The 24,904-nt window shown below is 69.6% G+C and carries 22 protein-coding genes and 2 pseudogenes; 10 read left to right on the plus strand and 14 right to left on the minus strand.

From position 1 onward, the window contains the following. Positions 1 to 150: 150 nt before the first annotated feature. From AC5P09_RS30320 to AC5P09_RS30340, 5 genes are all read left to right on the plus strand, one after another. Positions 151 to 768: a response regulator gene (locus tag AC5P09_RS30320; protein WP_493876933.1), complete on the plus strand. Its 618-nt coding sequence runs from the start codon at positions 151 to 153 to the stop codon at positions 766 to 768. Between the two features lie 137 nt (positions 769 to 905). Then, complete coding sequence (locus AC5P09_RS30325) at positions 906 to 1,841, plus strand: SGNH/GDSL hydrolase family protein (protein WP_493876934.1); 936 nt, start codon at positions 906 to 908, stop codon at positions 1,839 to 1,841. A gap of 113 nt (positions 1,842 to 1,954) precedes the next feature. Next, positions 1,955 to 2,713 carry a response regulator transcription factor gene (locus tag AC5P09_RS30330; RefSeq protein ID WP_493876935.1) on the plus strand — a complete coding sequence of 253 codons (759 nt, stop codon included), beginning with the start codon at positions 1,955 to 1,957 and terminating at the stop codon, positions 2,711 to 2,713. Between the two features lie 680 nt (positions 2,714 to 3,393). Further along, positions 3,394 to 4,626, plus strand: coding sequence for a sensor histidine kinase (locus AC5P09_RS30335; RefSeq protein ID WP_493876936.1), 1,233 nt, complete (start codon positions 3,394 to 3,396; stop codon positions 4,624 to 4,626). Next, entirely contained in the window at positions 4,623 to 5,279 is a 657-nt protein-coding gene (locus tag AC5P09_RS30340) for a response regulator (RefSeq protein WP_493876937.1), read from the plus strand. The genes AC5P09_RS30335 and AC5P09_RS30340 overlap by 4 nt, the downstream gene beginning before the upstream one ends. Here AC5P09_RS30340 and AC5P09_RS30345 read toward each other — a convergent pair. Continuing rightward, on the minus strand, positions 5,266 to 5,928 hold the full coding sequence (locus AC5P09_RS30345) for a DedA family protein (RefSeq protein ID WP_493876938.1): 663 nt from the start codon (positions 5,926 to 5,928) through the stop codon (positions 5,266 to 5,268). The two genes, AC5P09_RS30340 and AC5P09_RS30345, sit on opposite strands and share 14 nt — an antisense overlap. Further along, positions 5,925 to 6,653 (minus strand): class I SAM-dependent methyltransferase, encoded by a 729-nt coding sequence (locus AC5P09_RS30350; RefSeq protein WP_493876939.1) that lies wholly within the window; start codon positions 6,651 to 6,653, stop codon positions 5,925 to 5,927. The genes AC5P09_RS30345 and AC5P09_RS30350 overlap by 4 nt, the downstream gene beginning before the upstream one ends. A 132-nt stretch (positions 6,654 to 6,785) precedes the next feature. On the opposite strand from AC5P09_RS30350, the gene AC5P09_RS30355 reads away from it, so the two are divergent. Further along, a complete protein-coding gene (locus AC5P09_RS30355; protein WP_493876940.1) occupies positions 6,786 to 7,937 on the plus strand; it encodes a sensor histidine kinase in 1,152 nt (383 codons plus the stop codon). Then, positions 7,934 to 8,584 carry a response regulator gene (locus AC5P09_RS30360; RefSeq protein ID WP_493876941.1) on the plus strand — a complete coding sequence of 217 codons (651 nt, stop codon included), beginning with the start codon at positions 7,934 to 7,936 and terminating at the stop codon, positions 8,582 to 8,584. The genes AC5P09_RS30355 and AC5P09_RS30360 overlap by 4 nt, the downstream gene beginning before the upstream one ends. 107 nt (positions 8,585 to 8,691) lie before the next feature. Here the strand turns inward: AC5P09_RS30360 and AC5P09_RS30365 are convergent, their stop codons facing one another. After that, positions 8,692 to 9,588, minus strand: coding sequence for an AraC family transcriptional regulator (locus tag AC5P09_RS30365; RefSeq protein WP_493876942.1), 897 nt, complete (start codon positions 9,586 to 9,588; stop codon positions 8,692 to 8,694). 87 nt (positions 9,589 to 9,675) lie between these two features. Between AC5P09_RS30365 and AC5P09_RS30370 the strand changes: the two genes are divergently transcribed. Together AC5P09_RS30370 and AC5P09_RS30375 are read left to right on the plus strand one after the other, a co-directional pair. Continuing rightward, positions 9,676 to 10,686, plus strand: a complete 1,011-nt coding sequence (locus AC5P09_RS30370; RefSeq protein ID WP_493876943.1) for an aldo/keto reductase — start codon at positions 9,676 to 9,678, stop codon at positions 10,684 to 10,686. A 380-nt stretch (positions 10,687 to 11,066) separates the two neighbouring features. Beyond that, positions 11,067 to 11,888 (plus strand): alpha/beta hydrolase, encoded by an 822-nt coding sequence (locus tag AC5P09_RS30375; RefSeq protein WP_493876944.1) that lies wholly within the window; start codon positions 11,067 to 11,069, stop codon positions 11,886 to 11,888. A gap of 144 nt (positions 11,889 to 12,032) precedes the next feature. On the opposite strand, the gene AC5P09_RS30380 is transcribed toward AC5P09_RS30375, so the two are convergent. The 8 genes and pseudogenes from AC5P09_RS30380 to AC5P09_RS30415 all read right to left on the minus strand — a co-directional run bounded on the left by AC5P09_RS30380 (position 12,033) and on the right by AC5P09_RS30415 (position 21,574). Beyond that, entirely contained in the window at positions 12,033 to 13,505 is a 1,473-nt protein-coding gene (locus tag AC5P09_RS30380; RefSeq protein WP_493876945.1) for an MFS transporter, read from the minus strand. Between the two features lie 678 nt (positions 13,506 to 14,183). Next, the gene (locus tag AC5P09_RS30385) at positions 14,184 to 14,864 is read right to left on the minus strand and encodes a DedA family protein (RefSeq protein WP_493876946.1); all 681 of its coding nucleotides are present in this window, start codon (positions 14,862 to 14,864) and stop codon (positions 14,184 to 14,186) included. A gap of 130 nt (positions 14,865 to 14,994) precedes the next feature. Continuing rightward, positions 14,995 to 16,374: pseudogene (locus AC5P09_RS30390) on the minus strand (MFS transporter). A 139-nt stretch (positions 16,375 to 16,513) separates the two neighbouring features. Next, positions 16,514 to 17,689: an NAD(P)/FAD-dependent oxidoreductase gene (locus AC5P09_RS30395; protein WP_493876947.1), complete on the minus strand. Its 1,176-nt coding sequence runs from the start codon at positions 17,687 to 17,689 to the stop codon at positions 16,514 to 16,516. After that, on the minus strand, positions 17,686 to 17,883 hold the full coding sequence (locus AC5P09_RS30400; RefSeq protein ID WP_493876948.1) for a ferredoxin: 198 nt from the start codon (positions 17,881 to 17,883) through the stop codon (positions 17,686 to 17,688). The genes AC5P09_RS30395 and AC5P09_RS30400 overlap by 4 nt, the downstream gene beginning before the upstream one ends. An 85-nt stretch (positions 17,884 to 17,968) precedes the next feature. Further along, positions 17,969 to 19,195, minus strand: a complete 1,227-nt coding sequence (locus tag AC5P09_RS30405; protein ID WP_493876949.1) for a cytochrome P450 — start codon at positions 19,193 to 19,195, stop codon at positions 17,969 to 17,971. 64 nt (positions 19,196 to 19,259) lie between these two features. After that, positions 19,260 to 20,225: an SDR family NAD(P)-dependent oxidoreductase gene (locus AC5P09_RS30410; RefSeq protein WP_493876950.1), complete on the minus strand. Its 966-nt coding sequence runs from the start codon at positions 20,223 to 20,225 to the stop codon at positions 19,260 to 19,262. A 143-nt stretch (positions 20,226 to 20,368) separates the two neighbouring features. After that, positions 20,369 to 21,574 (minus strand): cytochrome P450, encoded by a 1,206-nt coding sequence (locus AC5P09_RS30415; protein ID WP_493876951.1) that lies wholly within the window; start codon positions 21,572 to 21,574, stop codon positions 20,369 to 20,371. A gap of 237 nt (positions 21,575 to 21,811) precedes the next feature. Between AC5P09_RS30415 and AC5P09_RS30420 the strand changes: the two genes are divergently transcribed. Beyond that, on the plus strand, positions 21,812 to 22,441 hold the full coding sequence (locus AC5P09_RS30420; RefSeq protein WP_493876952.1) for a TetR/AcrR family transcriptional regulator: 630 nt from the start codon (positions 21,812 to 21,814) through the stop codon (positions 22,439 to 22,441). A 237-nt stretch (positions 22,442 to 22,678) separates the two neighbouring features. Here the strand turns inward: AC5P09_RS30420 and AC5P09_RS30425 are convergent, their stop codons facing one another. The 3 genes and pseudogenes from AC5P09_RS30425 to AC5P09_RS30435 all read right to left on the minus strand — a co-directional run. Next, a complete protein-coding gene (locus AC5P09_RS30425; protein WP_493876953.1) occupies positions 22,679 to 23,185 on the minus strand; it encodes a nitroreductase family deazaflavin-dependent oxidoreductase in 507 nt (168 codons plus the stop codon). 362 nt (positions 23,186 to 23,547) lie between these two features. Next, the gene (locus AC5P09_RS30430) at positions 23,548 to 23,832 is read right to left on the minus strand and encodes a glutamate synthase-related protein (protein ID WP_493876954.1); all 285 of its coding nucleotides are present in this window, start codon (positions 23,830 to 23,832) and stop codon (positions 23,548 to 23,550) included. Between the two features lie 48 nt (positions 23,833 to 23,880). After that, positions 23,881 to 24,903: pseudogene (locus AC5P09_RS30435) on the minus strand (glycoside hydrolase family 43 protein); the annotation flags it as partial. Position 24,904: the final 1 nt, after the last annotated feature.

A 24,904-nucleotide genomic window follows, 5' to 3' on the forward strand; every position in this document is an offset into this window, starting at 1 on the left:
GACGAAGCGACCGCATGGTCGCACCACGCACACCTCCAAGCCGCTTGACCTCTAACGGCATGGAGTGTCTGACACCGTTCTCATCGCCGGCGACCAGGCCCTGCAGCGGCCTGGGCTTCAGCATGCTGCTGGAGGCCCAGCCCGACCTCAGTGTCGTCGGCGAGGCCGCGGGCGGCAGCGCAGCAGTCCGTACGGCCGCCGAACTCCGCCGATGTCGTCCTGCCGGATGTCCGCATGCCCGGCATGGACGGTATCGAGACCACACGGCACATCGTCGAGTCCGGCGGACCTCCCGGGTCCCTGGTGCTGACCATTTCGGAACTGCACGAGTACGCCTACAGCGCGGTGCGCACCGGAGCCGGCGGGTTCCGGCTCGCGGACGCCCGCTCGGACGAACTCCTGGTGGGGATCAGGTCGGTCGCGCGCGGCTACGCCGTGGACGCGCCCGCCATCCCGCGCCGCCTGCTGGATACCTCATCGCGCGGATCGCCTGGCCCGGGCTCGGCACCGCCCCGACCCGCGTCTGACCGGCCTGCCCGGCGCGAGCGCGAGGCCCTGGCCGATATCGCCGCCTGGCTCGGATCGGCGTACGACCCACAACACGGGACTCGCCCGGCCGACCTGACCGCACCTCCGCCCCGAGTCGACGCGCCTTCCTACCGCGGTACTACTCGGCGCTGCCGTACTCGGTCCCGTGGTGCCGACGACAAGCGCGTTTTCCCGCCTAGTTTGACGGCAGGGTCGCAAACGGCCTCGTCCCCGCCGTGATCCGGACGAGCCCTCTTCCTCCCCAAGCCGGCCCTGCCGGTCCCGCTCCCGACACCGCCGCCCACCGTGCACAGCCCCCTGCGCGCCGCGGTGCCCGCCCAGCAGTTGGTCATCTGTGACGACGACAGGAGAAACCCATGGGACCGTATGCACGCGGAGGTCTGGCCGGGATCATGAGCTGCGGTGTTCTACTCACCGCCGTCCTCATCGGACGGCCGGACGGCAACGACGACAGCTCCAGGGACGAGCGACCGCAGCCGGGGCCCTACGCCGCTCTCGGTGACTCCTACACCTCCGGCCCGAAAATCCCCCGACAGTCCGGGACACCGGCCGGCTGCGACCGCTCCGACCACAACTACCCCGCACTGGTGGCACGCCAACTCGGCGTCAAAGCCTCCCACTTCCGTGATGTCAGCTGCAGCGGCGCCACCATCACCGACCTCACCGCGCCGCAGAAGACGTCCAACGGCACCAACCCCGCCCAGCTTTCGGCCCTCTCGAAACGGACCCGGCTGGTCACCCTCGGCATCGGCGGCAACGACATCGGCTTCGGCTCGACGGTCACGAAATGCGTCACGAGGGGGGCGATGTACCGCGCGACCGGCAGCGGCCGCCTCTTCTCCGACAACGCGCCCTGCAAGAAGCAGTACGTCGACGGGAGCGCCGACGAAGTGAGACAGAAGATCCAGGCGACCGGACGGCAGCTTTCCGTGGCGCTGGCCGAGATCGAACGGCGTGCGCCGAAGGCCCGGGTCTACGTCGTCGGCTATCCGGCGATCCTGCCCGCCGAAGGGAAAGGCTGCGGCGGGGAGCTGCCCCTCGCGCCCGGTGACGCGACCTACCTGCACGACAAGGAGAAGCAGCTCAACACCATGCTGCGCGAGCAGGCCGAGGCCGCCGGAGCGACGTACGTCGACACATACTCCCCGTCCGTCGGCCACGACGCCTGCTCCGCAGAGAACACCCGCTGGATCGAGCCCCTGCGGCCCAGCAGCCCGGCCGCCGCCGTACACCCGAACGTGCGCGGCGAGCAAGGCATGGCCAACGCCGTGCTCCGCGCGATCGGCGACTGAACGCCCGGAGGACACGGGGGACTTCCAGCCGCCGGCGACCGGCCCATCCGATCAACCCCGCCCCATCGCGCTCGTCGCCGGCATGGCCCCCACACAGGAAGAACCCCGGCAGCATGCCCACCGTTCTCATCGTCAACGACCAGGAGCTGCAACGCCTCGGCTACCGCCTCCTGCTGGATTCCGAGCCCGACCTGAGCCCGGTCGGCGAGGCGGCCGGCTGTGCCGAGGCGGTCCGAATGGCGGCCGCGCTCCGCCCGGACGTCGTCCTCATGGACATCCTCAAGCCCAGCGCAGACTCGATCGAGACCCTCCGCCGCATCGCGCACGGCGACGGCCCGCCCCGCCCCCGCGTACTGGTGCTTTCCCCTGTCGGGCTCGACGGGTACGCCTGGGCCGCGCTGGCGGCAGGCGCCGACGCCCTGCTCCCGGAAGACACCGCCCCGCACGAGCTGACTGCGGCCATCCGCGCGGTGGCGGCCGGAGGCGCCGTCATCCCAGCGGCTCTCACCTGTCGGCTCATCGACACCATCCGACGACGGCCGCCTACCTTCGCCCCCCTTCCGACGGAGCGGCTCGGCGTGCTCACCGAGCGTGAACGCCAGGTCCTTGCCGCCGTGGCCTCCGGCTGGAGCACCACCGAGATAGCCGAACACCTGTCTCTCGCCCCGACCACCGTGAAGTCCCACGTCAGCCGCATCCTGACCAAGATCGGCGCCCGCAGCCGGGTCCAGGCCGTTGCCTTCGCCTACGAGTCGGGCCTGACCGCGCCGCACACCACTCGCTCGCCGCTTCCTCCGCCCGGCCGCGCTCGCACCGACCCCGTGAGGCAGACCGTGGACCCCTCCTCACGCCGCGAGGAGGATGAACCCTAGTACCCCGGTACTAGCCGGTGTCGCCGCATTCCCTCCCGCAGTGCCGTAGCGCCAGTCGATACCGCTTCTAGGTTGAAGCCCGGGCCGGGTCAGGCCCGTCCACGCATTGACCTCTTCTCCTGGCGGGAGCAATTCCGTGGCCACCGTCCTCCACCGACTCAAGCCGGTCAGCGTTTCACTCACGATCACTGGTCGTCACGTTGTGGATCACCGTCCTGGCATCCGCGATCGTGCGCTCGGCGCCTGGCGCCCTGGTCGGCCATCGTGGCCGTCTTGAGACTCGCCGTGGCATCGGACTCCGCCTCGCCTCCGCCGTGTTCGAGGGCGAGAACCCGCGCCACCCACTCGAAGCCCAGCACGACGCCCACCCCACGGCCGCCTTCTCCCCGGATTCGGCCCTCGGCTCCGGCGGCGCGGGCGCTGACCAGGGCAAGACGACCCCCGAACCGAGCCGTTGTCAGCCGTACGATCACGGAAGAGCGGTCGGCCCCGGTCGGTGCTCTCCCCCAGTCGCCGCTCGTCGGTCCATTCCCCCGGAATCGGCGAGCGGCTCGCCTGCACCGCGAAGGGCACAGACCTTGACTCCCACGCCCCCACGGGATTCCCGGCCCGGTCGACACGTCCCCAGCCGGCCCGAGCTGCCCGAGGCACTGACGAGCGATGCTGAGCAGCGTGTGATTGTGTCCATCATCGCCCGGCTGTCTTCCTGGCGGTGGGCGGACCGGGCCCACCCACAGGTCCGGCGGTGGGGCGTACCACTGTTCTGCGCCGCCCTGGGTCTGCCATCCATACTCAATGCCGCCGGCGAATCCGGGGTCGCCGAAGAGCTGGTCCTCACCGTCGCCCTAGCTGTTCCCCTGCTGTGGCGGGAGCGCAGGCCCATGCTGGTTTTCGCGCTCACCACTGCCACCGCCGTGCTGACGACCTACACAGGGTCCCTCCACGGCGCCAACGCCAGTGCCGACGTCGCCCGCCTCGTGGCCCTGTTCAACGTGGGCCGCTTCGGCACCCCCCGTCAGCTGCTCCTCGCCGTCGCCATCGCCCTGGCACAACTGGTCGCCTGGGTCGCCACGTCCTGGAGCAGCGGTCAGCTGAAATACGTCACACACCCGGAACCCGCCATGCTGCTGGGGATGGTAACGGTGACGGCCGTGGCCGGCCTCGGCCTGGCCACCCGCCTGGTCAACGTCGTCATCGCCGCCCTGCAGAAGGAGAAGGAGCAGCAGGCCCGCCTCGCCGTCGCCCAGGAACGCACCCGTGTCTCGAAGGAGATGCACGACATCCTCGGCCACACCCTCGCCGTGATCGTCGGTCTCGCCGACGGCGCCGCGGGCCTGACCGAGACAAAGCCCAAGCGCGGCGCCGAGACCCTGCAGATCATCGCCGACAGCGGGCGCGGCGCCCTCGCCGAACTGCGCCGCCTTCTCGCCGTCATCGGCGACGACAACGACCGGCCGCACGATGCCCCGCTCGCCCCGCAGCCCGGCCTGGCCGACCTCGATCCGCTGATCGAACGCGTCCGTGCCGCCGGCCCGGCCGTCGCCCTCAGCACCGAGGGCGACCTCACCGCGCTGGCCCCCGGTCTCCAGCTCGCCGTCTACCGCATTGTCCAGGAAGCCCTAACCAACACCCTCAAATACGTCGCCGCCGACACCTCCATCAGCGTCCGGGTAACCGTCGGCTCCGGCACGGTCCACGTCGTCGTCGAGGACACCGGCCCTCTCCGTGCACCCCGCTCGCGGAGACGGAGCGCCAGAAGCAGCCGCGGTCTGGTCGGCATGCGCGAGCGCGCGGCCATCTACCAGGGCCAGGTCACCGCCGGACCCAACCGCGAAGGCGGCTGGAGTGTCCACGCCCGCCTCCTGACCACCCCGCCCGTCACCACGAGGAAACCGGAGAACCCCCGCACATGACCACCGTCCTCATCGTCGACGACCAGGCCCTGCAACGCCTCGGCTTCAGCATGCTCCTGGAACAGCACCCCGACCTCACCCTCATCGGTGAAGCCACCCACGGCGCCGAAGCCGTCCGCAAGGCCGCCGAGCTCAAGCCCGACGTCGTCCTCATGGACGTCCGCATGCCCGGCATGGACGGCATCGAGGCCACCAGACGCATCGTCGAGTCCGGCGGCCGCTCCCGCATCTTGGTGCTGACCACCTTCGACCTCGACGAATACGCCTACGACGCCCTGCGCGCCGGAGCATCCGGGTTCCTGCTCAAAGACGCCCTGCCCGACGAACTCGTCGCCGGCATCCGCGCGGTGGCCGCCGGAGACGCCGTCATCTCCCCCGGCCTGACCCGCAAGCTCATCGACGCCTTCGGCAGCCGTCTGCCGGGCCACACACCCGAACAGCAACGGCAGCTGGCCCGCCTCACCAACCGCGAACGCGAGGTCCTCACCGCCATCGCGACCGGCTGGAGCAACACCGAGATCGCCGAGCGCCTCTCCCTCGCCGAGTCCACCGTCAAGTCACATGTGAGCAGCATCCTCACCAAGATCGGAGTCCGGGACCGGGTCCAAGCCGTGATCTTCGCCTACGACACCGGCCTCGTCAGACCTGCCTGAACATGGCGGAGGGCTGCGTAGCGGGCTCGGGCGCCGGTTCCTGGGCTTCAGGAAGCGGGCGGCGCTTCCTTCGCCACAGCAGCGCGCCCCCGATCGTCATCAGAGCGGCCAGGGCGAAGGCCGGGCCGCCCAGCGTGAGGACGCGCTGGAGAGAGGTCGCGGCGACGTATCCGACACCTGCTTCCGCTGTGGCCCACACGCAGGCGGCGACGACGCTGTACGGGGCGATGCGTCGGTAGGGCAGGCGGGTGACGCCCGCGGAGTGCGGGGCGAGGGTGCGCACCACCGGCAGGAAGCGGGCCAAGAAGACCGCTCGGCCGCCGTGGCGGGTCATCAGCGTCTCGGCCCGGCCCCAGGCGGCACCCGGAATGCGACGGCCCATGCGGCCTCCGCGCAGCCGGTCACCGAGGAACCTACCGGTGCGATGGGCGAGGAAGTCACCCGCCACTACGGCGCCGGCCGCGGCAGCAATGAGGAAGAGAAGGCTGATGTGGCCGGTGCGGGCCAGCGCGCCGGCGGTCAGGAGCAGGGTGAGCGTGGGGACGAAAGCGCCGACGAGAAGGATCGACTCGGCCAGGACCGCAGCAATCACCACCGCGTACGCCGCGGTCGGCGGGAGGTGGCCGAGGATGTCGGAGAGCGCGTTCACCGCCTCGCCCCGTCGAACTGCGGCTCGGGGTGGTCCGCGGAGACGAGGAGGGGTCGTTGCAGGTGCCAGACGCAGGCGGGGGGAAGGTTGGCCCATACCGTCCAGCGGCCTGTGGCGTAGGTGCGCTGGTAGGCGGCCATGATCTCGTCCACGGCGGCGTGGCGGCGGGCTTCGGCCCGCGAAGCCGTGAAAGCGCGGGCTTTACGCGTGCCCAGGTAGGCGAAGTAGGTGAGTATGCCGCCGGGGTGGAGGAGTTCCATGTAGTGGGCCATGATGCGCTCGACCTGCACGGGCGTGAAGTTGGTCAGCGGCAGCCCCGAGACGATCACGTCGTAGCGCTGGTCGGTGTCGAATTGCTCGACGTAAGTCTGGCGCACGGTCACCTGACCGGGCCTGCCTGCCAGGTGCGGGTGCGTGGTGACGAGATGGCGCAGTCGCGAGGCGAAACGCGGGTTGGCCTCGACGATGTCCAGGCGGCTGCCCCGGGAAAGCTGCGGTATCAGGGCCCGAGTGACCGGACCGGTGCCGGCACCGGCTTCCAGCACTGCCAGTGGACGGGACGCCTGGGCACGTACGGGGTCGGTGAGCATGCGGGCCAGGGCCTTGCCGCTGGGGGCTATAGCGCCCGTGGTGCGCAGATCACGGGCCGCTTCGATCAGGAACGTCCAGCCTTCGGCATTGCGCTGCGCCAGGACACGGTCGTGGGAGGTGGTCCAGTCGTTCATGGAATTGACGCTAGAAAGCGGCGCCCGGTATCGGATCCTCCGTTCTGCGACGGCTTCCCCCTACGAAAGTCGGGGGTGGACATCGCCGATCGTCGGACGGAAAGGAGCAGGAGTCTGCCTAGGATCACGAAGGTGAACAGGAGCAGGGCCCCGAGGTGGGCAGCGGTCGTCGGACGCGTAGGACTCGTGGCGTTTCTCGCGCTGGCCGCCGCGGTGAACGGCGCATCGATCAGCGGCGGTCAGTACCTGGTGCCGGTCATCGCCTCGGCAATGGTGTGCGCGGTGGCCCTGCTCGTGCCGCGGCTGCGATGGCCTCTCGCGCCGTTCCTGGTCACCGCGGTCACCACGTGGTGGGGATGGCTCACGGTGCCGCTGCTGGGAATCGTCATGTTCGACCTGGCCGTGGCCCGCCGGATGCAGGTGGCGGTGGGCTGCGCCGTCGTTGCGCTGGGCGCCAATCTGCTCGGCTGGCCGGAAACCCGGGTGTGGGCTGAACAGCGGTACGTGTCCGCGCTGTTGGTGCTGCTCTTCGCCGTCGTCGTCGGACTGTGGCTCGGTAACCGTCGGCGTCTGGTCCAGGCACTGGCCTCCGACGTGGAGCATCTGCGCGTCGAGGCGCAGCTGCGCGAAGAGGCCGCACGGGTCTCGGAACGATCCCGTATCGCCGCCGAGATGCATGACGTTCTCGCGCACCGGCTCAGTCTGATCGCCCTGCACACCGGTGTGCTGACCACCAGGAGCGACACGCTGCCCCCGCCGGTCGCCGAGCGACTCGGCCTGCTGCGGACGACGTCCGTCGAAGCCCTCGCCGACCTGCGCGATGTGCTCGGTGCCCTGCGCGAGCCCGACGCCACGCAGACACGTGCCGCACTCACACCGGTCGTGAGAGAAGTACGGGAGCTGGTCGAAGAAGCCCGTGCCGCCGGCCAGCACGTCGAGCTGACCTCCGACGGCCTTTCGGGTCAGGCGCCCACCACCCACCGGCTGGCCGTGTACCGCATCGTCCAGGAAGCACTGACCAACGCCCGCAAGCACGCCGACGGGGCCGCGGTGACGGTACGCGTCGACTACCGGCCGCCGGCCACACGCGTCGAGGTCACCAACACCCCCGGCACTCCCCGCACGGACACCGTCGGCAGCGGCTACGGACTCATCGGCCTGCGGGAACGCGTCACCACCCTCGGCGGCCACCTGAGCGCCGGACCGGCCGGCGCGGGCGCCTGGCGCGTGGCCGCCCGCATCCCCCAACCCGCCGCCATCGAACAGAACGGCACCCGCACATGATCCGCGCCATGATCGTCGACGACGATGCCCTGGTCCGCCTCGGCCTAGCCGACCTCCTCGACGGCGACCCGGGCATCGAAGTGGTCGCCCAGGCGGCAGATGGCCTCCAGGCCATCGAGCAGGCCACCGCCCACCGCATCGATGTCGCCCTCGTCGACGTACGCATGCCCCGCATGGACGGCATCACCGCCACCACCCGGCTACGAGCCCTGCCCCACCCTCCGAAGGTGATCACCCTGACCACCTTCGACCTCGACGAGTACGTCTACGACGCCCTCGCCGCCGGAGCCGACGGATTCCTGCTCAAGGACACCGACCCCGCCGAAATCCTGCGCGCCATACACCTGGTGGCCGCCGGCTCGGCCATGCTCCACCCCACCGCGGCCCGCCGCCTCATCGACCGCTACCACGCCACCAACCAACCCCAGGCCACCGCCGCCCAGGCCCGCCTCGACCGGCTCACCCCCCGCGAACGCGACGTACTCGCCCTGCTCGCCCAGGGCGACACCAACGCCGACATCGCCAGCCGCCTCGCCATGCGCGAGAGCACCGTCAAGGCCCACGTCAGCCGCATCCTGACCGTGCTGGAGGTCACCAACCGCGTCCAAGCCGCCCTCGTGGCCCGCGACGCCGGCCTCGCCACCTGACTGCCTTGCCGGGCCGTATGACGTCGAGCCGATCCCTGGCGCAAGCCTGGCTACGCCCTTGGAATGACCCCGCCCTGTACTCACACTCGGTGTCTGGCTTCCTGGACCTATGCCAGCCGTGTTGTGGCCGTGCGGTTGTGGGTGAGTCGAGTGCGTAGCCGGGCGGCGTCCTGGCCCGGCGGGAGGCCGTAGGTGCTGCGGTACTCGCGGTTGAACTGGGTGGCGCTCACGTATCCGACCGCCTGAGCGATCTGGGCCGCGGTGGCGTCGCCGGCGACCAGGCGCCGCCGCGCCTCCTGGAGCCGCAGGTTTTTCTGGTACTTGAGCGGGCTCATGCCGGTGGCCGCTTTGAAGTGCCGGTGCAGGCTGGCGGGGCTCATGCGCGCCGCGGCGGCGATCGCGTCGATGCTGAGCGGCTCGGTGTAGTGCTCGCATATCCATCGGGCCACCTCGCGCACCCGGGTCGTAGCCGAGTCTGACAGCGACCACTGGCGCAGGACGGGGCCGAGGGAGCTGCGCAGCAGCCGGTAGAGGATCTCGCTTTCGATCCGGGCGGCGAGGGGGCGGATGTCTTCGGGGCTGTCGAGGAGCTGGACCCAGCGGGTGACCGCGTCGACGAGTTCCGGTGTCATCGGCGCGTGGACCTGGCCCCCGGCGGACAGCGGGGCGCTCTGACCGGTCTCGTCGAGCTCGACGAGCAGCTCGGTGAGTGCCTGGTCGTCGGGTTGCATGACGGCGGCCCGGTAGGGCACCTGCTCCAGCTCGACGGTGACGGGCAGGTCGATCGTGGTGAGGTGCATCTCGCCGGGGTGCGCCACCTGGCTGAGTTCTCCCGCAGTGGTGCGTTTCACGCCGCCGGCGACGAAGCAGATCATCGGTTCGTACAGCACGTCGAAGGGCTCGACGGGCTCTTCGACCGAGGCCAGGAAGAGCCGGGGGACAGCGGTGTCCGAACCCAGTCCCACGCAGTGACGGTCGATTGCCGCGGCGAGTCGGTCCAGCACGACGCACTCCTTCACTGACAGGATCAGGCAATTCTATGCGATTGGTGCCCCATGACCTCCGGGTGCCGTGTCCCTAGCGTTGAGGGCATGGCACAGCACACCACGAACCTGCCCTTGCGCGCCCTCGGCGGCCAGGGCCTCAAGGCCGGGACGATCGGCCTGGGCACGATGGGCATGACGATGGCCTACGGGGCTTCGGACGATCAGAGCAGCATCGCCACCATCAACCGGGCCTACGAACTCGGGGTGACCCTCTTCGACACGACTGAGCTGTACGGCTTGGGCAGCGGCAGTAACGAGCAGCTCCTCGGGCGCGCCGTGAAGAGCTTCCGCGGCGACATCCTGATCGCGACCAAGTTCGGTTTCGATCTCTCCGATCCAACCAGGCTCGGAGCTGCCCTGGATAGCCGCCCCGAGCACATCCGCGAGGTCACCGAGAACAGCTTGCGCCACCTGGGCACCGACCACATCGACGTGCTGTACCAGCACCGCGTCGACCCGGATGTCCCCATCGAGGACGTGGCGGGTACGGTCGGCGAGCTGATCGCCGAAGGCAAGGTCCGCTACCTCGGCCTGAGCGAGGCCGGCCCCGAAACCATCCGCCGCGCCCACGCCGTCCACCCGGTCTCGGTGCTCCAGACCGAGTACTCGGTGTTCGAGCGAGCCGTGGAGGCCGACGTCCTGCCGGTCGTCCGGGAACTGGGCATCGGCTTCGTGCCCTGTTCTCCGCTGGGCCGCGGCTTCCTCACCGGCGCCGTCAAGCCGGCCGCCGAATACTCCGCCTACGACATGCGCGGCAAGGACGACCGCTGGCAGCCCGGCAACTACGAGAAGAACCTCGCCGCGATCCGCGAGCTGACCGCGCTGGCGAAGAGCAAGGGCATCACGGTCACCCAGCTGGCACTGGCCTGGCTGCTCGCACAGGGCGACGACATCGTGCCCATCCCGGGCACCCGCAGCCCGCGGCGTCTGGCAGAGAACGTGGCCGCCGCGCAGGTCACGCTCACGTCCGAGGACCTCGCCCGCATCCAGGAGATCCTTCCGCACGGAGCGGCCGGCTCCCGCTACCCGGCGGCAATGATGCCGACCTGGCAGTAACCCGCGACAAGGGGCTCACACCAGTCGACCGCGAGGCCCGCCCGAACCAGAGGCCCCCGTGCCCCACCGAGCATGGGGACGGGAGCGGTTCTGGAGCCCCGGCCGCCCTGGCTTTTCGAGTTACCCGTACTCCGATGTCCAGAAAATACGATCGCTGGTGGGTCGTGCCAACGAAGAGTCGTCAGCACAGCAGGTAGGTGTTGAGACACGACGTGCGTGACGAACCTCCAGCGCCACTCACAAAGCAAGGCGCAAACATGTCATCTTCTTGGGACCCCGAGGTAGTCGAAATCTTCGGTGCACCGGGAGAATTCCCCTCTGTCCATAGGCCCGTCGGGGATGTCGCGGCACGTCGCAGCACGATGGAACCCGTTCACGCCATGATCGACGCGGCGCAGCCCAGGCCGGACGATGTGGTGGTCAAGGACTTCGAGACCACAACCGGTGACGGTGCCAAGCTGCTGCTGCGCTGGTATGCCAAGGAAGGCGCCCAGCCTGGGGCCGCCGTGCTCTTCCTTCACGGCGGCGGCATGATATTCAGCAGCGTCTCGCTCTACGACGGAACCGTGTCCCGTTATGTGTCGTCCAGCGGTGTTCCGTTCCTGTCGGTGGAGTACCGCCTCGCCCCCGAGTATCCCCACCCCACTCCCGTCGAAGACGCTTACGCCGGATTGACCTGGCTGGCGGAACACGCCGGGGAACTCGGTGTCGACCCGGCACGCATCGCGGTCATGGGGGACAGTGGCGGCGGCGGGGTGGCGGCCGGCCTGGCCTTGCTGGCACGTGACCGGAGCGGCCCGGCGATCGCCCAGCAGATCCTGCTCTACCCCATGCTGGATGACCGCACCACGACTCCTGACCTGGCACTCGCCGGCCTGACCACCTGGAGCTACGAGGACAACGCGACCGCATGGGAGGCACTGCTCGGCCCCGCGTGCGGCGGCCCCGACGTGTCACCCTATGCGGCGCCGGCACGGATGAAGGATGCCACGGGCATGCCTCCGCTCTACATGGAGGCCCTCGAACTCGATATCCTCCGGGATGAGGACATCGACTACGCGCGGCGGACCGCAGCAGCGGGAGTGAGCACCGAACTCCACGTCCACCCCTCCATTCCGCACGCCTTCGAAGCCATCGCCTTCGACACCGCCGTCGCCCGGCGCATGAAGGCGGACCGCATTCGCGTTCTCAAGGGACTGTAACCAGTGAGCGCATAGAGACCGGACCAGAAGTGAAGGCACCGGTGCGCGCCGATGATGAAAGCGGTGCCCACACGCCCACGGAGCACGGTGTGCAGGCGTGTGGGCACCGAACATGCAGCTTCCTACTTGCTGGCAGCAGCGTCCTTACTCCGCACCCGCGGTCTTCACGGCGGCCGACTCCGCCGGGGCAGTGGCATCCGTCGGCGGTCTGCGGGGGATGAGGCTCGCGAAGGTGAAGGTGAGGGCACCGGCGCCGACGCCGAGGGCCAGGACGGCCCTCAGGCCGTTCTCCGTCGGGATGTGCACGCCGTGGAAGTCGGCGGTCATGTGGGCCAGGATCAGGCCGGCGACGGCGCTGGAGACGGTCGTGCCGACGGAACGCATGAGGGCGTTGAGGCCGTTGGCGGCGGCGGTCTCGGACACCGGCACGGCTTCCATGATCAGCGCGGGCAGCGCGCCGTAGGCGAAACCCACTCCGGTCGCCACGATGCAGGAGGCCACGATGACCTGCCAGACCCCGGACATCATCACCATGGTGAGGAGGTAGCCCGCACCCACGATCACGGACCCGATCATGAGCGTCACCTTCGGCCCCTTGGCCTTGGTGATGCGCGCTCCGTACGGAGAGACCGCCATCATCATCAGACCCTGCGGAGCCATGACCAGGCCGGTGACGACCAGGGACTTGCCCAGACCGTAGCCGGTGGCCTCAGGCATTGTGAGCAACTGTGGCAACACCAGGTTCATCGCGAACAGGGCGAGGCCCAGCGCCAGCCCGGCGAGGTTGGTGAGCAGTACCTGCGGTCGTGCGGTGGTGCGCAGGTCCACCATGGGCTGCGGGGCGCGCAGTTCGAACCAGCCCCACAGCGGCAGCACGATCACGGCCACGGCGAACAGGGAGAGGACCGTGCCGCTTCCCCATCCCCAGTCGTGGCCCTTGGAGACTGCGAGCAGCAGGCAGACCAGGCCCACCGCCATGCCGACCGCACCCGTCAGATCGAAGCGCCCGCCCGTACGCACCCTCGACTCGGGCACCAGCAGGACCACGAGCCCGGCGGCGACCGCGCCGAGGGCGGCGGACACCCAGAACAGCACGTGCCAGTCGAAGTTGTCGGCGATGACCGCCGCGGCGGGCAGGCCCATGGCAGCGCCGACGCCGAGCGAGCCGAGCATCGCCGCCGTCGCCGCGGGCAGTTTCTCGGCGGGCAGGACGTCACGCATGATGCTCACGCCCAGCGGCACCACGCCCGCCGCCAGGCCCTGCAACGCCCGGCCGACGAGCAGCGGAGCGAGGGAGTCGCTCAGCGCGCAGATCACCGAGCCCAGCACCATCAGGCCGACGCCGAGCAGGAGTATGCGCCGCTTGCCGTACATGTCGCCGAGCCGGCCCGTCACGGGGGTGGCGACAGCGCCGCACAGCAGTGTGGCCGTGAGGGCCCAGGCGGTGTCCGAAGCCTGGGCGTCCAGCAGCCGGGGCAGAAGGGGGACGATCGGGATCACCAGGGTCTGCGTCAACGCGCCGGCGATCCCGGTGAAGGCGAGGACCGCCACCACGGCACTCAGCCGGGGTGGAGGGGAATTCACCGCCTGGGCGGCCGGCGGGTGTGTTCTGGACATGAGTGGGCCTCCGTGTGGGGGTGCGGGGCTGAGAGCGGCCGCAACGGACTGAGGTGACGTCGGGATGGTCAGGGAGCTGGAGGAGCGGGTGGGGGCGGCTCCTGATTCGGGCAGTAGGTCCGTGCGCGCCGGGCTGGAGGGCGTGGGGCGCCAGAGGGCGCGAGTGGCGGTGGCCGGGCGCCAGGGGCGGATGGCCTTGGGTGGCATGCCGACCGCGAGGACTCCGGTCAGTGTCTCGCCGGTGCGGATAGACGGCCACGAACTGACGCTCAATCACATTGCCTTCCACAATGGCGACTTCGTCATGTCCGCGCAGATGTCCGTACGACTGGATTCTCATGTCGTACTGGTCGGACCGGAAGTACGGCACCGGTGCGAACGGCTTGCGGGTCTCGGGGTGGAGCAGGTTGCGGGCGGCGGCCACGCACTGATCGGCCGCGTACACGTTCAGTGGGCACTGCAGTACTCGTCACACCGCACGCCGTCGGCTACCAGCAGGCCGCGCCGTCCAGCCTTCCCCTCACGTGTGGCTCCCCGATGGCCGGGGCGCTCTTGGGCCTGAACGCTCGGCTTACGTGGTGCGACTTCGTGTCGCACACTGCAAGACAGTTGTCGTCTTTGCGCGCCCCTGCGGACCTCGCGGCCGGCTGAGGGGCGTGTGCCTCCCCCCAGGTCACCTCACCTGGATGCGCTCGTTTCGACGATCGCGGTCGCTGCTTTCTTCCGGCGTCGGTGGCGGCGCTTGATGAAGAAGGGGATACCCACGGCGAGGGCGCCGAGGAGGATGTACGGGAGATAACCCACGATGTCGACCACCCGGTGCCAGTTCTCGCCGAGCAGGTATCCGGAGCCCAGCAGAGTGGCGTTCCACATCAGGCTGCCGATCGCGGTGAGTACCACGAACTTCGGCAGCGCCATCCGCTCGACCCCGGCCGGTATGGAGATGAGGGGACGGATGACGGGCAGCGCCCGGCCGAACAACACCGCCTTGGCACCGTGCCGCGCGAACCATGCCTCGGCGCGGTCGACGGTCTCCGGCTTGATGCCCGGGATCTTCACCAGCAGCGCTCGCGCGCGGTCACGGCCGAGCCGCGCACCGAGCGTGTACTGGACGAGACTGCCCACGACCACTCCCGCGGCGGCGCAGACGATGGCGACGCCGATGTTGATGGCGCCCTGGCTGGCGGAGTACCCGATCAGCGGCAGCAGCACGTCGACGGGGAGGGCCCCGAAAAGCATGCTGTCCAGGGTGGTGAGCAACGTGAGCCCCGGCCCGCCGAGTGCGTCGATCACATCGACGGCCCAGCCGGCCAGGCCCCCTGTCGGTTCGCCGGTGGCCTGGGCGAGGTACAGCATCATGCGTTTCCTCCGGGAGATCTCGGCCTGCAATGTGCGCTGAGGGACTGGTGAGGTGCTGGAAAGAGAGGTGAGTGCGCTCGAAGCAGGGATGTATGAGGGTGCTGACATGAGAGCCGCTGCTCCGTGGCCCCTACTCGGCGTCAGTGGCGGGCTTTCCCGCGGCCGTGCCCGCCATCACGGGTGCTTCCGCGGAGTTGGCGTCCGACCGCTGGCGGGGGATGAAGGACACGCAGGCCAGGGAGACGACGGCGGCACCCACCGATCGCCAGGACGGCACGCAGGCCGTTCCGGGACGGCAGCGTCACGCCGCCGAAGTCGACGGTGTGGTGGGCGAGGATCACGCCTGCCACGGCGCTGGAGACGGAGGTGCCGATGGATCGCATGAGGGTGTTGAAACTGATGGTGGTGGCGGTCCTGGACACGGGCACAGCGTCCATGAAGAGCGCCGGCAAGGCGCCCGGGGCGAAGCAGACTCCGATGGCGAGGGCGCAGGACGCGACGACGATCTGCCAGACCTCGGACATCATCACCATGGCCAGGAGATAGCCGACCCCCACGACCACGGAGCCGGTCAAGAGGGTCATCTTGGGGCCCTTCGCCTTGGTGAGCCAGGCAGACAGCGGAGAGACCGCCATCATCGTCAGACCCTGCGGGGCCATCAACGGGCCGGTGACGACCAGGGACTCGCTCAGTCCGTGCCGGTGGCCTCCGGGGTCTGGAACAGTTGCGGCAGGACCAGGTTCCTGACGAACAGGGCGAACCCGCGTCCCAGCGCGGCGAGGTGGGTGAACAGCACCTGCGGGCGTGCTGTGGCGTGCAGGTCCACCATGAGCTGCGGGGAGCGCGGCTGGAACCAGCCCCACAGAGGCAGGATGATCGCGGCCGTGGCGAACAGGGTGAGGGTGGTGGCGCCGGCCCAGCCCCAGTCCTCGGCCTTGGACACCGGGAGCAGCAGGCAGACCAGGCCGGCCGTCAGGCCGACGGCGCCGGTGAGGTCGAAGCGTCCGCCGTGCGTACCTTCGACTCGGGCACGAGCAGCACGACGAGGACGGCCACGACGGTGCCGAAGGCGGCGGCGGTCCAGCACGTGCCAGTCGTACTTGTCGGCGACGAGCGCGGCGATTGTGGAGGCCCAGGGACGAACCACTGACGCCGAAGGACCCGTACATCACGGCGATGGACGTGGCCAGCCTGTCCGCGGGCAGAACGTCCCGCATGATGCTGACGCCCACCACCATGAAGGCGACCCCTGCCAGGAGCATGCGGCGTTTGCCGTACATGTCACCGAGCCGTCCCGTCACCGGTGTGGCGACGGCGGCGCACAGCAGGGTGCGATGACCGCCCAAGCGGTGTCCGCCGGCGAGGCGTCCAGCAACCGGGGCAGAAGGGGAACGATCGGGAACAGCAAGCTTTGTACGAACGCGACCGCCGTCCCGGCGAGCGTGAGGACCGCCACGACGGTGCTCACTCGTGGGGGTACGGAATTCCCGGCCTCGGTAGTGGGGGGGATGGGGCGGGGACATGGACGAGGGCCTCCGTGTGGGGGAGCCGGCGGGGACGGCGATACGGAAAGGGGGCCTTGTGGCGGTCACAGGGCTGGGGGCGCCTTGCGAGGCTCCTCAGCCCTGCGTCGCGTACGCGCGTGTCGCCTACGGCCGGTTCGGAACGGCTTCGTGCCAGGCAGCGCGGACGGCGATGACCTGCCGCCATTGCCGGATGGCCTTGGGCTGCATGCCGACCGCGAGGACTCCGGTGATCCGGTCGCCGGTGCGGTAGGCGGCCAGGAAGCAGCGCTCGGCCAAGTCCCCTTCGACGACGGCGACTTCGTCGTGGCCGCGAAGGTAGCCGTATGCCTGGATCTTCATGTCGTACTGGTCGGACCAGAAGTAGGGCACCGGCGCGAACGGTTTGCGCGCCTCGGGAGCGGCGAGCAGGTTGCGGGCAGCGGCCATGCCCTGCTCGGCCGCGTTGGTGCGGTGCTCGATCCGCATCGAGGTGCCGAACAGCGGGTTGTACCAGCGGGCGACGTCCCCGGCCGCGAAGACATCCGGGGTGGCCTGGCAGTACTCGTCGCAGACCACACCGTCGCCCACCGGCACACCGCTGTCGCCCAGCCAGTCGGTGTTCGGCAGTGAGCCGATCGAGACCAGGATCTCGTCGCCCTCCACGACCTCGCCGTCCGCCAGCCGCACCCCGTCCTCGGTCACCTCGGTGACGGTGACCCCGCACCGCAGCTCCACGCCCCGCTCCCGGTGGGCTCCTGCCAACGCCTGCCCCACCTCCAGGCCCACCGCATGCGCCAGCGGTACCGGCGCCGGCTCCAGCAGGACGACCTCCACGCCGAGCCCCCATGCCACGGCGGCGGCCTCGGCACCGAGGAACCCGGCACCGACCACCACCAGGCGGCTGCCCGGCTTCAGTCTCTCCCGCAGGGCGAGCGCGTCGTCGAGGGTGCGCAGGACGTGGGCGTCGCCGTCACCGGGAAGGCGCCGTGGTCGTACGCCGGCCGCGATGACCAGCCGGTCGTAGGGCACCGTGGAGCCGTCCGTCAGCCGCACCAGACGCGTGGCGGGGTCGAGGCCGGTCGCGGCGATGCCGAGCCGCAGGTCGAGGCCGAGGGCGGCGAGGTCCTCCTGCGTGCGCAGGGCCACCCTGTCGGCGTCCCACTGACCGGACAGGACGTGTTTGGACAGCGGCGGCCGGTCGTAGGGCGGGTGGGGTTCGTCGCCGACCAGGGTCAGCGTGCCGTCGTAGCCCTCCCGGCGCAGGGTCTCGGCCGCCGCCAGACCGGCGGCCGAGGCACCGACGACCACGATCCGTTTCACCGTTCGGCCAGGCGGATCGCCGCGGCCGGGCAGACGGCCACGGCCTCCCGCACACCGTCCAGGAGTTCGGCGGCGGGATGCTCCTCCAGCACCACGGCGACGCCGTCCTCGTCCCGTTGGTCGAACACGTCGGGGGCGACCACCACACACTGGCCGGCCGCGACGCATTTGGGTTCGTCCAGCTCCACACGCATGGTTCTTGTCCTCGGTTCTTCAGGGGGTGGGGACTTCAGGAAGTGTTCTTCGGGGAGTGGTTCGTCAGGAGTGGCGGCCTTGCGGCTACCAGGCGACCGGCAGCTCGTGCACGCCGTAGACCACCATGTCGTGCCGGAAACGCACCTCTTCCAGCGGTACGGCCAGACGCAGGTCCGGCAGCCTGCGCAGCAGCGCGGGCAGGGCCTCCTGCAGTTCCACGCGCGCCAGAGACTGGCCGAGACACTGGTGGACGCCGTATCCGAAGGCCACGTGTCCGCGGGCGTCGCGGTCGAGGTCCAGGGCGTCGGCGCTCTCGAAGACGTCGTCCCGGTTGGCGGAGGGCACACCAAAGACCAGCATCTCGCCCTCCCGCACGAGGTGACCGCCGACGACGAGGTCCTCGGTTGCCACGCGCACGAGCATGTCCTGGGCGATCGACAGGTACCGCAGCAGTTCGTCGACGGCGGCGGCGACCACCTTGGGATCATCGGTGTCACGGATCCGGTCGGCCTGCCGGGGGTTCTCCAGCAGGGCCAGCGTCCCCAGCGCGATCATGTTGGCCGTGGTCTCATGCCCAGCGAACAGGATGACCATGCTGTTCATGGCCACGTCGAGATGAGTGAGCTCTCCGGTGACCACCCGCTCGGCGATCAGCCGGCTGATGAGGTCGTCCCCCGGCTCGCTTTCCTTGCGCTTGACCAGGTCCAGGAGGTAGCCGAACAGTTCGCCGCTCGCTGCCTTCCTCTCCTCCTGTGGGGTTCCCTTGCGCATCAGCGTGGCGCTGCGCGTCTGGAAGAAGGCGTGGTCGTCGTAGGGCACCCCGAGCAGCAACGAGATCACCAGGGACGGAATCGGCAGGGCGTACGCGTGCACGAGGTCCGCCGGCGATCCTGCGGCGATCATCTCCTCCAGGAACCGGTTGACCAGCGACCGGACGTGCGGCCGCATCGCCTCGACCCGCTTGACCGTGAATTCGCCGGTGAGGGTGCGCCGGATGCGGGTGTGCTCGGGGTCGTCCATCCGCGGGAACGCCTGCGGCTGGCCGTGCTGCTGGGTCTCCATCAGCTGCGGGTAGCGATGTCCGTCGGCACTGAGCCGCGGATCGCCCAGTAGCTGCTTGACATCGTCGTACCGGGTGACCGCCCAGGCGATGCGGCCATTGCCCAGCCGCACCTGGGGCAGCCCGTCGGCACCCCGCCAACCGGCCTGTACGGGGGGCGGGTCGAAGGGGCAGCGGGGGGAACGCGTGCCGGGGTAGTCGGGAAGGCCGGTGCCGTCGTTCGGCTGGGTCTGGTCGGTCGCCGTAGTCATGGTTGCTCCTGTGGGGGGTATGGACGAGCAGTGATCCGCCGGAGCAGGCGTGCAGGGCGCCTGCTCATGGGTGGTGCGTGGTGCTCCGCAGCAGGTGGGCCATCTCCACGCCGGGGTCCGCGGGGACGAAGGAGTCGGTCTCGTCCCGGATCCGGTCGAGGTGGTCGCGTACGTCCTCGGCCGTCAGCGCCGGGTTGTGGTAGCCCCGCGTCCGGCCGACGAAGAACCGCGCGACCTGTCCGGCACCCGCGCTGTAGACCTCACCTGACACCGGGCAGTCCTCGTGGGCCAGGAAGGCGACCACGGGCGAGACCAGCGCCGGGTCGAGGCTGGAGGTGAGGGTGTTCATCATCTCCAGGGCCGCCGGATCGGCGGGGCGGCCGTTCGCGCCGCCGGTCCGCGCGTCCGCCAGGGATCCCGCGAGCATGCGCGTGGCGGCGACCGGGGCGACGGCGTTGGCCCTGATGCCGTGTGCGGCGCCCTCGACGGCGAGGACCCGGGTGAGGCCGAGGAGTCCCGCCTTGGCGGCGCCGTAGCCGCTCTTGCGGGCAGAGCCCATCAGGCCCGCCGCGGAGGTGGTGTTGACGACGCGGCCATAGCCCTGTTCCCGCATGACGGACCACGCCGGAACGGTCACGTGGAAGGCGCCTTTGAGGTGCACGTCGATGACCGGGTCGAGCTGGTCCGGGGTCATCTCGTGGAAGGGCGTGTCGCGCAGGATGCCGGCGTTGTTGACGACGATGTCGATCCGGCCGTATGCGTCGAGCGCGGTGCGCACGACGTCCCGCCCGCCTTCGGGGGTCGCCACGCTGTGGCTGTCCGCCACCGCCTGCCCGCCGCGCTCGCGGATCTCATGTACGACGGCCGCGGCAGGAGCGTCGTCCGTCCCCTCGCCCGTCATGGAACCGCCGATGTCGTTGACCACGACACGTGCGCCGCGGGACGCCAGGAGCAGGGCGTGCTCCCGGCCCAGCCCGCCGCCGGCTCCGGTGACGATCGCGACCCTGCCGTCGAATCTCAGGTCCGTCATGCCGGCTCCCAGGCCATCGGGCGTGCAGGCCGGGTGCGGGCAGCCGGGAGGGAGGGGCCGGGGGTCGGTGGGGTCATGCTCGGTCTCCTGTGAGGGGGAATGGGGTGACCGTGATCCTCGTGCGGCAGGGCGCCCGGGTCGTGTCACCAGGCGATCGGCAGCGCGTGGACGCCGTAGATGCTCATGTCGTTGCGGAACCTGATCTCCTCCGGCGGCACCGCGAGCCGCAGGCCGGGCAGCCGGCGCAGGAGCACGGGCAGGGCGATCTCGAGTTCGGCACGGGCCAGGACCTGTCCGAGGCACTGGTGCACGCCGTGTCCGAAGGCCACGTGTCCGCGGGCGTCGCGGTCGATGTCGAGGCGGTCGGGGTCGCTGACGAAGCCGGGATCCCAGTTGGCTGCCGGGAGGTTCATGACCAGGAGGTCACCGGCGCGGACGAGTTGGCCGCCGATCTCGACGTCCTCCTTGGCCACGCGGGTGACCAGGCTGTGCACGATCGTGAGGTGGCGCAGGAGCTCCTCCACCGCGCCCGAAACCACCTTCGGGTCGTCCGTGTCACGGATCCGCGCGAGCGCGTCCGGGTTCTCCAGCAGCGCGAGGGTGCCCAGCGCGATCATGTTCGCGGATGTCTCGTGCCCGGCGTTGAGGAGGATGAAGCCGTTCACCGCCACGGTCTCGCGGCTCAGCTGCCCCTCCTGGAGGTGCTCGCGCACGACGCGGCTGATCAGGGCGTCGTCCGGCTCGCGTTCCTTCTTCCCGATGAGGTCGAGCAGGTAGACGAAGATCGACTGCCTGGCCTTCTGCCTCTCCTCCTCCGCGGCGGTGCGGCTCATCAGGACGGCGGTGATGTCCTGGAAGAAGGCGTGGTCGTCGTAGGGCACCCCGAGCAGCATCGAGATCACCAGGGAGGGAATGGGCAGCGCGTACGCCTGGACCAGATCCGCGGGGCTGCCGGAGGCGACCATGGCGTCGATGAACTCGTTCGCCATCTCCTCGATCCGTGGGCGCATGGCCTGGACCCGCTTGACCGTGAAGTCCTTGGTCAGCATGCGGCGCAGCCGGGCGTGTTCGGGGTCGTCCATCCGGGGAAACATCTGGGCGCCGGGGCCCATGCTGATCTGCTGCATCGGCACCTCGGCGCTGATCCGCGGATCCGTCATCGCGGCCGTCACGTCCTCGTACCGGCTCACGGCCCAGGCGGCGTGGCCCCTGAAGTTCACCCGGCGCAGACCACCCGTCTCACGCCACTCCCGGTACTCGGGAGCGGGGGCCAAAGGGCAGCGCGCGTCGCGGTCAGCAGGGAACTCGGGAAGACCGATGGCGTCACCGGTGTCGGTCGTGGTGGACATGAAACCTCCTGGAGCGTCTTGGGGGGAAGGCGCCGAGGTACTGGTGAGCAAGCTGTCGTGACTACTCGAAGAACGCGGAGGCACTACGCGCGTCCTGTACTGCGCACCGCGCTCGGCGTTCGCCACTCACCGGATCATCCGCGAGCCGACGTGCGGCAGTAACTGGCAGCTGACTGCCAGTTCCATGGTGCCTGTGATGCAAGTGGCAGTCAACTGCCTGTTTGTTACTCTGTCCTCGTGGCCACCGATTCCGAGCGACTCCTGCGGACCGACGCAGCCCGCAACGCCGAGCGGATCCTGCGCTCCGCCCGCGAGGTCTTCGCCGAGAGCGGCCCCGAAGCGCAGCTGGAGGAGATCGCCCAACATGCCGGGGTCGGCAACAGAACGCTCTACCGGCGCTTTCCCAACAAGGCCGTCCTCGCGAAGGCCGCCTTGGAGCAGGGCATCGCCGAGTACATCGCTCCCGCCATCGAACAGGCACTCCTCGATGACGACCCGCTACGCGCCCTCACCTCCGTCATCGACGCCGCCATGTCGATGGGCGCCCGTGAGCGCAACACCCTGGCCGCCGCGAGAAACGCCGGGGCCGTCATCTCGGACGCCATCGGCCCGTACTACGCATCGCTGACCCTGCTCGCCCGGCGTGCCCAGGAGGCCGGACGCATCCGCTCCGACCTCGTCCCGGACGACCTGCCCAGGATCATGGCCATGCTCTTCAGCCTGCTGTGGACCATGGACCCGGACAGCGACGGCTGGCGCCGCTACCTCTCTCTCATCCTCGACGGCCTGTCACCGGCGGCGGCGACCCCGCTTCCCGAGCCCGTTCCGCTACGGTCGTCATCACGACCGAGAAACTGGCAGATCTGACGCGAGGGCCGAACGGCGCCCCTCGGCAGGGCTTCGCACGGAGGGACCCTCGCTCCTGGGCGTGAGTCACGAGCCAGCGCCGGCACCGGCGCGGTCACTCGCACCCCGATACCCCAACTGCCCCGGGGCAGCCGCCTGGACATCGTCGAGGCCAATCCACTGAGACGCCTTGCCCAATGCCGCCGTGAGTGTTCTCTTTGTCGAAGTCACGCGCGGGAGAAACACCTTTGGGGTCGCCTACGGGGCCGGCTCGCAGATGACAACGGGGATCTGCCGGTCGGTCCACGCCTGGTACTTGTCGAAGTCGGCGTACATTGCGACAAGTCGCGGCCAGAGCACTGCGCGCTCGACAGGATCGGCAGTACGGGCGAGCATGCGACGCACGCTGCTGCGGATCTGGACGGTGATCTGCGGATCTGCTTGAAGATTCCGATACCACAAGGGGTTTTTCGGCAGCCCGCCCTGTGATGCCACGAGAATCACACGATCACCATCGCCCAAACAGAGCAGAGGCTGGGTCCGTGGCAAGCCGCTTTTGCGCCCCCTGGTGGTCACGAGGCAGACGGGCACGCCGCGAGGGAAGGCGCTCCCGATCCTCCACTTGCCGCCGATCCGCCCGCCCGTGGCGCGATAGACGGCGACATTGAGCCGGGACGCCAGTTTGATGATCTTCGGCACGATTGGCGAATCGAGCCCTTGTGGGCGATCGAAGGGCGTCGGCGTGGTGGGTGGAGTGTCGGTCATGTCATCTCACTCTCCAGTGGCTTTTCACGGAACCGCCCGTCTCGCTTCCGGAACCCGTCGCCTCAGCAAGGCGTTAGTGAGCGCAGCGCAGCCCGACACGATGGGGTGCGCTGCATCCGGACAGCACGAAACCAAGAACCAGAAGACGCGCACAGTGAAATGGAAGGCATCAAAGACCGCAAGAGGCGTGCCACTGGTCAAGGGCGGCGCCGTACCGGCGCAGTCGATCCGCTGGCGGACGCGTGCCCCAAGCCGACGTTCTCTGTGTACGGCTCGGCAAGGCGACGTGGCAGCGGCGTGGATAGTCGTCGTGCCCGCCCGCTCCGTGTTCGCCGACGGCGATCACCTGACCGAGGCCGACGTCAGCGACGCCCCCTGGCTCCCCACCGCCCTCGCCCATCCCGAAGGGGCAGGCGGCAGGTCGTCGAGGTGCCGACCTCAGAGGCACCGCGCCCCAGTGCCTCCTTGGCCTGCGCGGACAGCGCGGACAGCGCGCCGAAGCTCATGCCCGCGATGGTGACGGGCGTCTTCAGACGCAGCGGGTACTTGGCGTGGCGGGCGCCGAGGACCACGTGTCGAGCAGGGCGAGGGGCGAGGACTTGGCCTTCATCCTGCATGCCGAGTCCAGCGGAGCTGCGCAGCGTCATGTCTTCGGCAACTCTGCCGCGCGGCGATGACCGCTTCCCTTACCTGCCGTAAGCGCTCAGCAGCCGGTCGTACTCCGCCCGGGTGACGGGAAGCACTGAGCCGTGCTTGGTTCTGGGCGGCAGCCGGTAGTTCTTCGACTGGCTCCACCTGCCCGAGTCGAGGTCGGTGGTCTCGAACGGAACATAGTTGCGGCCACCGAACCCGAACTCGTCGAGGAACATGTACCACTTCTGCTCCGTGTTCGACTTGAACACAGCAGGCCCCTCACCGCGGTCGATCTCGCCCACGCCGATGCGGTCGGACAAGAAGTCGTAGGCGGTGGAGACCAGTTCGCAGGACTTCTCGGCGGTGATGAAGTTCGCGTTGGGCGAGGAGGACATCGGGTCCCGCTCGTCCTTCGTATAGCGGTAGTACACGCCGTCGTGCTTGATCACAGCCGAGTCGATCACCGCGTGGCCTGGATCGTGCCAGACCTGGGGCGCACCGAACGTGCGGAAGTCAGCGGTGGTGGCGTACAGCATCCTGTTGTAGGTCGTGCCGGTGTGGTCCGGGTCGTCCTCGGCGTAGAGCTTGGAGGCCCAGAAGACGGCGTACATGCCGAGTTCGTCGGCGTGACACGCCTTCGGTGCCCACGTGTTGCCGGCGGTGTCGGGGGACACCCTGATGAGGCGCTGGTCGGTCCAGGTGACCAGGTCGGTGGAGTCCCAGACCAGGATGGACTGGCTGCCGGTGCGCTGTGCCCGGTCCCAGGTGTGCGTCGTCTGCTCCGCGCTGCCGCCGGACGTCCGTAGGTCCGTGGCGAGCAGGTGGAATGTGTCGCCCTCGGCGGAACGGATCACGAACGGGTCGCGGATTCCCTTGGTGCCGAGTCGTGAGGCCAGGACGGGTTTTCCGGCGTTCAGTTCCCGGTAGCGCAACGGGTCGTTGCCGCAACTGAGCGCCATATGGATGCGTTCGTCGTCTGCGATTCCGTCCCCGGTGAAGTAGACGAGCAGGTACCCGGCGTACTCCGGCTTCGGCTGTTGCACGTGTGCTCCTGTGGGGGCGGGTCGGGAGGGGGCTGCGGCGAGG

Source organism: Streptomyces sp. a15 (assembly GCF_059026085.1).

What these genes read in the sequence shown, in the direction of transcription:
- AC5P09_RS30325 (WP_493876934.1), top strand. Translation starts at nt 906, where the DNA reads ATGGGACCGTATGCACGCGGAGGTCTGGCCGGGATCATGAGCTGCGGT.
- AC5P09_RS30330 (WP_493876935.1), top strand. Translation starts at nt 1,955, where the DNA reads ATGCCCACCGTTCTCATCGTCAACGACCAGGAGCTGCAACGCCTCGGC.
- AC5P09_RS30340 (WP_493876937.1), top strand. Translation starts at nt 4,623, where the DNA reads ATGACCACCGTCCTCATCGTCGACGACCAGGCCCTGCAACGCCTCGGC.
- AC5P09_RS30350 (WP_493876939.1), bottom strand. Translation starts at nt 6,653, where the DNA reads ATGAACGACTGGACCACCTCCCACGACCGTGTCCTGGCGCAGCGCAAT.
- AC5P09_RS30360 (WP_493876941.1), top strand. Translation starts at nt 7,934, where the DNA reads ATGATCCGCGCCATGATCGTCGACGACGATGCCCTGGTCCGCCTCGGC.
- AC5P09_RS30370 (WP_493876943.1), top strand. Translation starts at nt 9,676, where the DNA reads ATGGCACAGCACACCACGAACCTGCCCTTGCGCGCCCTCGGCGGCCAG.
- AC5P09_RS30375 (WP_493876944.1), top strand. Translation starts at nt 11,067, where the DNA reads ATGATCGACGCGGCGCAGCCCAGGCCGGACGATGTGGTGGTCAAGGAC.
- AC5P09_RS30380 (WP_493876945.1), bottom strand. Translation starts at nt 13,505, where the DNA reads ATGTCCAGAACACACCCGCCGGCCGCCCAGGCGGTGAATTCCCCTCCA.
- AC5P09_RS30385 (WP_493876946.1), bottom strand. Translation starts at nt 14,864, where the DNA reads ATGATGCTGTACCTCGCCCAGGCCACCGGCGAACCGACAGGGGGCCTG.
- AC5P09_RS30400 (WP_493876948.1), bottom strand. Translation starts at nt 17,883, where the DNA reads ATGCGTGTGGAGCTGGACGAACCCAAATGCGTCGCGGCCGGCCAGTGT.
- AC5P09_RS30405 (WP_493876949.1), bottom strand. Translation starts at nt 19,195, where the DNA reads ATGACTACGGCGACCGACCAGACCCAGCCGAACGACGGCACCGGCCTT.
- AC5P09_RS30410 (WP_493876950.1), bottom strand. Translation starts at nt 20,225, where the DNA reads ATGACGGACCTGAGATTCGACGGCAGGGTCGCGATCGTCACCGGAGCC.
- AC5P09_RS30415 (WP_493876951.1), bottom strand. Translation starts at nt 21,574, where the DNA reads ATGTCCACCACGACCGACACCGGTGACGCCATCGGTCTTCCCGAGTTC.
- AC5P09_RS30425 (WP_493876953.1), bottom strand. Translation starts at nt 23,185, where the DNA reads ATGACCGACACTCCACCCACCACGCCGACGCCCTTCGATCGCCCACAA.
- AC5P09_RS30430 (WP_493876954.1), bottom strand. Translation starts at nt 23,832, where the DNA reads ATGACGCTGCGCAGCTCCGCTGGACTCGGCATGCAGGATGAAGGCCAA.